Source organism: Neisseria sp. HMSC065D04, from assembly GCF_001815675.1.
GTDB lineage: Bacteria > Pseudomonadota > Gammaproteobacteria > Burkholderiales > Neisseriaceae > Neisseria.
Map to the genome: position 1 here is coordinate 27,229 of NZ_KV821496.1, position 10,109 is coordinate 37,337.

Annotated in this window: 7 protein-coding genes and 1 other RNA gene; 3 read left to right on the plus strand and 5 right to left on the minus strand. The window is 52.4% G+C overall.

Features of this window, described 5'->3' with window-relative positions; all coding sequences use genetic code 11:
* Nucleotides 1–245 precede the first annotated feature (245 nt).
* A complete protein-coding gene (locus HMPREF3050_RS04130) occupies nt 246–4,079 on the minus strand; it encodes a DUF3683 domain-containing protein (protein WP_070773605.1) in 3,834 nt (1,277 codons plus the stop codon).
* 333 nt (nt 4,080–4,412) lie between these two features.
* Between HMPREF3050_RS04130 and ffs the strand changes: the two genes are divergently transcribed.
* Nucleotides 4,413–4,509, plus strand: an RNA gene (gene ffs / locus HMPREF3050_RS04135) — signal recognition particle sRNA small type.
* 376 nt (nt 4,510–4,885) lie between these two features.
* On the opposite strand, the gene HMPREF3050_RS04140 is transcribed toward ffs, so the two are convergent.
* The 4 genes from HMPREF3050_RS04140 to folB form a co-directional block, all read right to left on the minus strand.
* The gene (locus HMPREF3050_RS04140; protein WP_070773606.1) at nt 4,886–5,473 is read right to left on the minus strand and encodes a hypothetical protein; all 588 of its coding nucleotides are present in this window, start codon (nt 5,471–5,473) and stop codon (nt 4,886–4,888) included.
* Nucleotides 5,474–5,588: 115 nt separating this feature from the next.
* Entirely contained in the window at nt 5,589–6,470 is an 882-nt protein-coding gene (locus HMPREF3050_RS04145; RefSeq protein ID WP_070773609.1) for a DMT family transporter, read from the minus strand.
* Between the two features lie 243 nt (nt 6,471–6,713).
* Nucleotides 6,714–7,247 (minus strand): NUDIX hydrolase, encoded by a 534-nt coding sequence (locus tag HMPREF3050_RS04150; RefSeq protein ID WP_070773611.1) that lies wholly within the window; start codon nt 7,245–7,247, stop codon nt 6,714–6,716.
* Between the two features lie 156 nt (nt 7,248–7,403).
* Entirely contained in the window at nt 7,404–7,754 is a 351-nt protein-coding gene (gene folB, locus HMPREF3050_RS04155) for a dihydroneopterin aldolase (RefSeq protein ID WP_070773694.1), read from the minus strand.
* Between the two features lie 56 nt (nt 7,755–7,810).
* Between folB and plsY the strand changes: the two genes are divergently transcribed.
* Both plsY and HMPREF3050_RS04165 read left to right on the plus strand, forming a co-directional pair.
* Entirely contained in the window at nt 7,811–8,422 is a 612-nt protein-coding gene (gene plsY / locus HMPREF3050_RS04160) for a glycerol-3-phosphate 1-O-acyltransferase PlsY (RefSeq protein ID WP_049225421.1), read from the plus strand.
* A gap of 163 nt (nt 8,423–8,585) precedes the next feature.
* A complete protein-coding gene (locus HMPREF3050_RS04165; RefSeq protein WP_070773696.1) occupies nt 8,586–10,037 on the plus strand; it encodes a patatin-like phospholipase family protein in 1,452 nt (483 codons plus the stop codon).
* Nucleotides 10,038–10,109: the final 72 nt, after the last annotated feature.

Consider the following 10,109-nt stretch of genomic DNA (forward strand, 5'->3'; position numbering starts at 1 on the left):
CGTACTGGTTTAAAGTTAATCCACTATAAAAATGCACCCTGACGGCTGGAGGGTACAGCCGTCAGGGTGTTATTCAAACTGTTTTCATCTGTTTAAAACGTAGGGTCGTCTGAAAATCGGGTTGACTGTTCGGCGCATCGCATCAAGGTCTGGCAAACTCTTCTCCAACCTTCCAAAGTCTCTCCGCCGATTTAATGAATGACGGTTTTCAGACGACCTTTGAGGTCGTCTGAAAACCGTACGCCTTACAGCAACACTTTCTCCACGCCGCCGTTGTTGGCTTTTTTCACAAACTCGTCCAGCCAGTTTTCGCCGAGGATATGTTTCGCCATTTCGATGACGATGTAGTCGGCGGGCATGTCGTTGTCGTCGGCGTAGCGGCTCAGGCCTTGCAGGCAGGCGGGGCAGGTGGTGAGCATTTTGACGGGTTCGCCCTGCGGCAGCTCTTTGAGGTTTTTCTCGATTTCTTCCTGTTTGCGGAACTTGACTTGGGTGGCGATGTCAGGCCGTTTGACGGCGAACATGCCGGATTCGCCGCAGCAGCGGTCGCTTAGGACGACTTTCTGCCCCATGAGGCTGCTGGCCATTTGGGTGGCGTTCATGGTTTTGATGGGCGTGTGGCAGGGGTCGTGGTAGAGGTATTGCTGACCTTTCACACCGTTCAGTTTCACGCCTTTTTCGAGCAGGTATTCGTGGATGTCGATGATGCGGCAACCGGGGAAGATTTCTTCGAAGCGGTATTTTTCGAGCTGGTCGTAGCAGGTGCCGCAACTGACGACGACGGTTTTGATGTCGAGGTAGTTGAGGGTGTTTGCCATGCGGTGGAAGGCGACGCGGTTGTTGGTGCTCATTTGTTCGGCTTTTGCCTTGTTGCCGCCCGCGTCCTGCGGATAGCCGCAACACATATAGCCGGGCGGCAGGACGGTTTGTACGCCGACGTGCCAGAGCATGGCTTGGACGGCGAGTCCGATTTGGCTGAACAAACGCTCGGAACCGCAGCCTGGGAAGTAGAACACGGCTTCGGCATCTTCGGGCGCGGCGGGGTTGCGGATGATGGGGATACTTTTGTCGTCTTCGATGCCGAGCATGGAGCGCGGTGTTTTAGCGGGCACGCTTTTGGGCAAAGGACGGTTGATGAAGTGGATGATTTGTTCTTTGACCGGGGCGGTGCCGACGGTGGCTTTGGGTTCGGCTTTTTGTTTTTTGGTGCCGACGGGCAGGAGTTTGCCGATTTTGTAGGCGAAATTCTGCGCGGGGAAGCCGGTCTGTATCATGGCGGCGCGCAGGGCTTTGATGGTTTTAGGGCCGGTGGCGTTCAAAAATGCCATGCCCATTGATGCGGCGGGTGCAAAGCGTTTGTGGCCGGAATCGGCAAGGTAGTTGCGGATGGCTACGGTTACGTCGCCGAAGTCGATGTTGACGGGGCAGGGTTTGACGCAGCGGTGGCACACGGTGCAGTGGTCGCCGATGTCCATGAGTTCTTCGAAGTGTTTGATGGAAACGCCGCGGCGGGTTTGCTCTTCGTATAAGAAGGCTTCGGTCAAGAGCCCCACGCCGAGGATTTTGTTGCGCGGGCTATACAGCAAATTGGCACGCGGAACGTGGGTGGAGCAGACGGGTTTGCATTTGCCGCAGCGCAGGCAGTCTTTGACGGAATCGGCGATGGTGCCGAGGTCTGATTTTTCCATAATCAGCGATTCCGCGCCCAACAGCTCGAAAGACGGCGTGTAGGCGTTGCGTAAGTCCGAGCCTTTCATCAGTTTGTGACGGTTGAAGGTGTGTTTGGGATCGACTTGGTTTTTGTAGTCCCAAAACGGTTGCAAATCTTCATCGGTCAGAAATTCGAGCTTGGTGATGCCGATGCCGTGTTCGCCGGAAATCACGCCGCCGAGCGAGCGGGCGAGCTTCATGATGCGTTCGACCGAACGGTAGGCCGTCTGAAGCATTTGGGCGTCGTCTGAATTGACGGGGAGGTTGGTGTGGACGTTGCCGTCGCCCGCGTGCATGTGCAGGGCGACGAAGACTCTGCCGCGCACGGTTTTGGCGTGGATTTTGCCCAAGCCTTCGATGATTTTGGTGTCGGTTTTTCCGCTGAAGATTTCGGCGAGCGGTTTCATTACGTCTTCTTTGACGGACACGCGCAGGCGGAAGTCGCGGAATGCGGTGAAACAGCTCTCGTCGTCTTTGGCTTTGGGTGCGGCATGGACGGTTGCGCCGTAGCGGGCTTTATAGTCGGCAAGCGGCGTATCCAGATGGGCAAGCAACCAGTCCCAACGTTCTTTAACGGCGGAAACATGGGCAAGGGCGTGTTTGCCGCGTTCGCCCAAAAGTTCGGCGGTCGGCAGGTCCGTGCCCATTTTGTCGATGGGGAGTTTGCCCGAAAGATATTGCTCCAATGCGGCGCACAGGGTGAGTTTGTTTTGGATGGAAAGCTCGATGTTGATGCGTTCGATACCGTCCGAATACTCGCCCAGCCGTTCCAGCGGAATCACCACGTCTTCGTTGATTTTAAAGGCGTTGGTGTGCTTGGCGATGGCGGCGGTGCGGCTGCGGTCGAGCCAGAAGGTTTTGCGCGCTTCGGGCGACACGGCGATAAAGCCTTCGCCGTCGCGGGCGCGGGCAAGTTCGCAGATGTGTTCGGCGGCTGCCTCTACGGCGGCTTCGTCGTCTGAAACCACGTCCGCCAGCAAGACCATTTTCGGCCGTCCTTTACCCGCCGCTTTGGTGGCGTAACCGACGGCGCGGACATAACGCCAGTCCAAATGTTCCAAACCCGCCAGCCGCACGCTGTCGTGGGCGAGCAGGAAGTCGCGGATTTCAACGATAGAAGGCGTGGCGGTGGCGACTGTGCCGAAAAACTCCATACACACGGTGCGCGTGTATTTCGGCATTTTGTGCAACACGAATGCGACGCTGGTGATGATGCCGTCCGTGCCTTCTTTTTGCACGCCGGGCAGGCCGCTCAAGAATTTGTCGGTAACGTCTTTGCCCAAACCGACTTTGCGGAATTTGTGGCCGGGGATTTCCAAGCGTTCGGTCTTAACGATATTGAGGCCGTCTGAATCCAGCGTGTGAACGTCAAAGACTGCGGTTTCTTCGTCGTGAATTTTGCCGAAATTGTGGCGCACGCGCTCAATGCGCAGCCATTCGCCCCGCGGGTTGACCATCTGCCAGTAGGCGAGGTTGTCCAACGCCGTCCCCCACAGCACGGCTTTTTTGCCGCCCGCATTCATCGCCACATTGCCGCCCACGCAGGAAGCGTCGGCAGAAGTCGGATCGACGGCGAACACCAAGCCCGCCTGATGCGCGGTTTCTTCCACCCGCCGCGTTACCACGCCCGCGCCGCAATGGATAATCGGATGCTTGCCATCCAAACCCGCCAGTTCGACAAATTCGACGCCGCGATGCTTGTCCAGCTTTTCCGTATTGATGACTGCGCTGTTTGCATCCAAAGGCACAGCGCCGCCGGTATAACCCGTGCCGCCGCCGCGCGGGATAATGACCAAATCCAGCTCGATTAAGGCGCGGACCAAAGGAGCGATCTCTGCCTCCGTGTCGGGATTGACGACGACAAACGGATACTCCACGCGCCAGTCGGTCGCATCGGTAACGTGCGTTACCCGCGCCAGCCCGTCAAACATGATATTGTGCGGCTTGGTGATTTTGCTCAAACGTTCCAGAATCTGCCGCCGCTTTTGGCGCGTTTCGTCAAAGCTGCCGTCAAAACGCTCGACCGCCTTTTCCGCCGCCGCCACCAATACATCGACTTGCGGATTGTCGTCGCGGCGTTTGCGGATTTCGTTCAACCGGTGGCGCATTTCCCGCACCAGCGCGGCGCGGCGTTTCGGATGCTCCAGCAAATCATCAACCAGATACGGATTGCGCACGACCACCCAAATATCGCCCAACACTTCAAACAACATCCGCGCCGAACGCCCCGTCCTGCGCTGTCCGCGCAAGTCCTGCAGAATCTGCCACGCCTCATCGCCCAACAGGCGGATGACGATTTCGCGGTCGGTGTAGGAAGTATAGTTGTAGGGAATTTCCCGAATACGCTGCGGGGCGGTAGTCGTGGTCATGGTGGCGGTGTGTCCGTATGATTATTGGTACGGCGAAACTGCGGAAAGCTGCGGCATGATTTCGCCGTATTTTTATGAAAAGGTCGTCTGAAAGTGCAGCTTCAACGAAGTTAAAATGATTTTCGAGACAATCAGACAACTCGTTGGAAAAGCGATAATGTAGTTTAAATTCCGATGTTTTTCAACGGAAAAGGCGAAAAATGTTTCAATAGGAATAATTTTCAAAAAGGCGGATATTGTTGACAATTTAAAGGTAAAAAGACTTTTCAGACGACCTTTGATGCAGCCGCGCTTGAGTTTTCCCGTAAAACAGTTATAATGCCACTCTCTTACGGCGGGTCTCCCCGCATGGTAATTCGGAACACCGGGTCAGGGGCGGAAGCCAGCAGCCCACTCCGATGCGTCAGTGCCGGGGGTCTGGCTCGCCACCCTATTAAAAAAACACCGAAGATTGATTGGTCTTCGGTGTTTTTGCTTTTGCAGAATTTGAGATTGGAAAAAGGTCGTCTGAAAATGTTCAGACAACTGACCGCTCACAATAACATAAATTACTAAATTTTATGCTTAATCATATTCCAAAAATAAAAAACCTTTCTGATTTTTATTCAAAACCAGAAAGGTTTTAGTCAATTGAAAATTTTTAGCACATTTTCATGCGCCAAATTTCGTTAACAGACTATTTGTGCAAGAAGATTTCAGACTATAACCATCCAATTCAAGGCGTATTACATATCTTCCTAAACGGTGGAAAACCTCTCGTACAGATCTACCTATGCACCTCGCTGGCTATTTACTACACGTCAAAATTATTTGTTTTGCTCATTTTTTCCAGGAGCATAAAATTCTATAACTATATTTGTTATATCTACACATGCCTTCCTTAAATCTATAATATATTTTTCTTCTAATATGGAATTAGGATGATCTTTGTTATCTTTACGAATTGTATTCCTGGAATTATAAATTAAATTTCTAATCTCATTATTCAATTCTAGATAACTATTAATTACTTCTTCCATTTTTGGTTCTAATTTTTCAGCATCTGGAAATATACTGGATTTAATCTCATCTAACCATTTCAAAGTTTTTGAAGTTGTTCCCTCTTCTGGTTTCTCCCCCGGCTTCGTCACTGCATAACGATGATAAGTAATAAACTCATCAAGCATGTCATAACTCTTGCGACTTGATTCATAAAAATCTCTAACAGATTTCTTATCTTCTTTCATTTTCTCTGCCATTATTAAACTTTTTTGAGCAAATGAAATCAAATTTTTATTATCTTTTTTCAATAATTCTAAATATGCGGCACACTTCTGTTCATGTTTACTTGCTCCTTGCGTTAAAAGTGATACTGCACTGGGTAATACTTTTAGAACTGTTGTCCACTCAAACATAATAAAGCCTCCTTTTACCAGTCAATTAAATAAGATGAATTATCATTTTCGAATGATACTTTCAAACTCCTTACCAGTCAAATTATATATAAACGAGCTGCAACCTACTGACTGCTTAAGCATTTTTCTCGTTGGCACGCCCTAAGTAAATGGCAATCAGAGTCAACACGGCGCCGCTCCATTGGAGGGCGTTAATCGGTTTATCCAACCAAAAATAGTCGATAAGCAAGGCGGCGACGGGTTCGGAGAGCAACAGCAGTCCGGTCAGCGAGAATGATAATAAGGGAATGGCGTAGGCTATCATGCCCCATGCGAAACACTGCATCACCGCGCCGTAAATCAATACCAACCCAATATCGCGCATGGTGGCGGGATAGAGGGCGTGGCTGTCAAACAGTATGGACGGGATGATGAGGGATAACGCGCCGCCAAAGCTCAAAATCATCATCATGGGGAACAGGGAAGTTTTCTCGATTTGGTGGGTTTTGTGGATACACACCATAGACAATGCGAGCATCCCGCCCGAAGTGATGCCGCTGATAAAGCCCCAGACGGCGTTACCATTGTGTCCGAACTCAGGGCTGCCGATAAGGGCGACGCCGCTGATGGCGAGAATGAGGCTGAACATTTGCGGTTTACTCAAGCGTTCGCCGAAAAAGAAGAAACCGATGGCGGAGAGGAAAAATATCTGCAAGCTGTTGAGCAAGGTGGAAATACCGGGGCCGACGGCGTGTATGCTTTCGTGCCACAGCGACAGGTCGAATGCCAGAAACACGCCGGAGAGCATGGCGGTGTAGATGGCTTTTTTGCTTTTGGGCAGCTTTTGCCCAAAGAGGCGCGACAGCAGCCAGAAAATCACCGCCGCTATCGCCAGCCGCCAAAATGCGATGGCGTAAGAGCCGACTTCGACAAACTTGACAATCAAGCTGCCTAATCCGAAAACGACGCAGCCGACGACCAGCAAAGGGGCGGCATGCGAATGATGCGGCTTATTCATAACGTTCTCTATTCTCTTTGTTTTATAGTGGATTAACTTTAAACCAGTACGGCGCGTTGCCTCGCCTTAGCTCAAAGAGAACGATTCTCTAAGGTGCTGAACCTGATTTAAAGTTAATCCACTATATAAGGCGGATTTGAAATCCGTCGGTTTTATGGGTATTGCTATGCAGCCGGTTTGCAGAAAGGCCGTCTGAAAACGTGCAACCTGCTTTTCAGACGACCTTTTTACATCCTTTTCACATCAACCCTGCATCAGCCAATATTGCAGGCCGATTAGGGTTTTGCCGTCTTTGATTTCGTTGTGTGCCAAAGCGGTGCGGGCTTCTTCCTTGCTCATCAGGACGGTTTCGGTGATTTCGTCTTCGTCGTTGCTCAGAGTGCTGCCGAGGCGCACGCCTTCTGCTTGGTAGAAATACATTTTTTCGTCGCAGAAGCCGATGGCGGTGTAGAAGCTGCTGATGAGTTTGACGCGGTCGGCGGTGTACGGGGTTTCTTCCGCCAGCTCGCGCAGGGCGCATTCGGCGGGATCTTCACCTGCATCGAGTTTGCCGGCGGGCAGCTCGAGCGTGGCAGCGTCTGCGGCGTAACGCCATTGGCGCACGAGTACGGCTTTGCCCTCTTCGGTAACCGCCAAAACACAGGCCGCGCCAGGATGGCGGATGACGATGCGCTGGCTTTCGTTGCCGTTGGGCAGACGGACTTTGTCACGGTTGATGGTAACAAATGAGCCTTGGTAAATCGGCTCGCTGCTGAGTTTGGTTTCTTTCAAATCCATTTGCGTGTTCTCTTTGTAAAGTTTGATACGGGGTCGTCTGAAAATGGGGAATGGGTTTTAACTTCGTTGAAGCCTCGCTTTCAGACGACCTCTTGAGTCATGAAAAGGCTCGTCCGAAAAGAGCGAATCAGGTTTCGCTAAACCGTTTGTGCTGCTTTAAACCTTGCTGCGTTCGATTTCGATACCAACTTCTTTGACATCGGGCAGGATGCCGGGTTTGATGATTCTGACGCGTACACTCAACGCGCCGAAATTGTCGAGTATGAGTTTGGCGATGTGTTCCGCCAATGATTCGAGCAAGAGGAAGCTTTGTTCGGCAAGGCTTGTCCTGACGGCTTCGCAGACTTCGCCGTAGTGGACGGTATTGCCGATATAGTCGTCTTGACCGCTTTGTTCGGGAATGCCGATATCCAAGTCCAAAATCAGGGTTTGGGGGCGTTCGCGTTCCCAGTCGTACACGCCGATTAAGGTGTTCGCCTTCATGCCGCGTAAAAAGATTTTGTCCATTTGTCTGCCTGTTTTTTTGATAAAATGAGCGTCCCATTTTAAGTAAAGCATCTGAAATGTTCAATGTATCCGCCGTTATCGCGGCTTATTTAATCGGTTCGCTGTCGTTTGCCGTCATTGTTTCCAAATATTACGGCATGGACGATCCGCGCACTTACGGCTCGGGTAACCCCGGCGCGACCAATGTTTTGCGCAGCGGCAAGAAAAAGGCAGCGGCGCTGACTTTGCTGGGCGACGCGCTCAAAGGTTTGGTGGCGGTGGTTTTGGCACGCTGTCTGCAAGATGCTTTGAATCTGTCGGACATCACCATAGCGGCGGTTGCCGTCGCCGCGTTGGTCGGACATATGTGGCCGCTGTTTTTCGGCTTCAAAGGCGGCAAGGGCGTGGCGACGGCTTTAGGCGTATTGCTGGCGCTTTCGCCTGCAACGGCTTTGGTTTGTGCGGCAATTTGGCTGGTGATGGCGTTCGGCTTTAAAGTGTCCTCGCTTGCCGCGCTCGCCGCCACCGTAGCCGCGCCGCTCGTTGCCTTCTGGCTGATGCCCTACTCTTCTTGGGCTTGGGCGACCGTTGTCATCGCCGTGCTGGTGTTGTACCGCCATAAAAGCAATATCCAAAACCTGCTTCAAGGCAAAGAAGGCAAAATCGGAGACAAGGCGGACAAGCCTTAAACCTGATTTTATTTTTCAGACGACCTGTCCGATTGCGGAATGAACCAAGGTCGTCTGAAAACCTTTCAATCTACGCTGCGGTATGCCCTTAACCCGCCGGCAGGTATCGAAAACCGATTTAATCCATTATAATCAAGCTCTTTTGTTTCACAACCAAACTTCCATGCTGAAACGCCCGTTCAAAACCGTCCTGACCGCCTTTACCTTGGCCGCGCTGTCTGCCTGCTCGCTGGTCAAGTATCAGCCTGTCGCCACCATCAATAAAATTGATATGAACCAAGGCTATCGTTTTGAAACCAGCCAGTTTCGGCGCGAAGAAGACGACACCTTCATCATCCTGATGCTCTCCGGCGGCGGCACGCGCGCGGCGGCGTTGGGCTACGGCGTGTTGGAACAGCTTCAGCAGCAAAAAGTTACCATCGGTGGCAAAAGCAAATCGCTGATGTCCAATGTCGATTTGGTGGTCGGCGTATCCGGCGGTTCCGTCCTCGCCGCCTACTTCGCGCTCAAAGGCGAAGAAACCATCCCCATGTTTTACAAGCGTTTCCTTCACCAAAACTTCCAACGCCAAGTCGTCAAACAAGCCTTTTCCATGTCTAACCTGCCCCGCCTCGCCTCACCCGAATACGGACGCGGCGACCTCTTGCAGGAGCAGTTTGAAAACCACCTTTTCGGCAAAGCCACCTTCCGCGATTTGGAAATGCATGGCAAAGGCCCGTTCGCCATCATTTCCGCCACCGACATGGGCGCGGGCGAACGCCTGAACTTCACGCAAGAATACTTCGACCCCATGTGTATCGACTTGGGCAGATTGCGCCTGGCCCGCGCCGTTGCCGCCTCCAGCGCAGTACCCATGATCTTCGCCCCGATTACCCTCAACAACAACGGCGGCAACTGCGGCTACACCCTGCCGCCGCAGCTGCAAATGACCGGCCTCGAGTCCCAAAAGCAGCAAAACGCCACCTATCAAGAGTTTAAAGATAGATTCAACAAATACAGCGACAGCAAAACCCGTCCCTACATCCACCTGATAGACGGCGGCCTGACCGACAACCTCGGCATGCGCAGCCTCTTGGACATGACCGAAATGTATCCCGACAAAGTGTTGGAACAACAAATCCGCAGCCGCAACCTGCGCCACATCGTCGTCATCAGCGTCAACGCCCAAAACCAAATCAGCAGCAATATGGACAAAACCGCCGCCGTACCCGGATTCCGCGACGTCGTTACCGCCATCGTCAACATCCCCATCGACCAATACACCCAAGAATCCCAACGCCGCTTCCGCGCCTTTGTCGACAAACGCAACGAAGCCAGCCGACAAAACGGCGACGGAATCAGCTTTTCCTTTGTCAGCCTCAACCTCAAAGACCTGCCGCCCTCCGCGTTGCGCGACAAAGTGTTAAACATCCCCACCAGCTTCTACCTCCCGCCCGAAGACGTGGACAACCTGCAGACCGCCGCGGCGGAGCTGATGAAACAGTCCCAAGACTACCAAAAACTGCTGCACGAATTTGCCGCACACCCCAACCCCGAAAGCATCTTCGCCGAGCCGCCGCCACCCGACCCCAAAGACGGCAAGGCAGCCAAAAAACAAAACAAACCCATCCAATAACCACACCACAACCCTTTCAGACGACCCATATAGTGGAGTAAATTTAAATCAGGACAAGGCGACGAAGCCGCA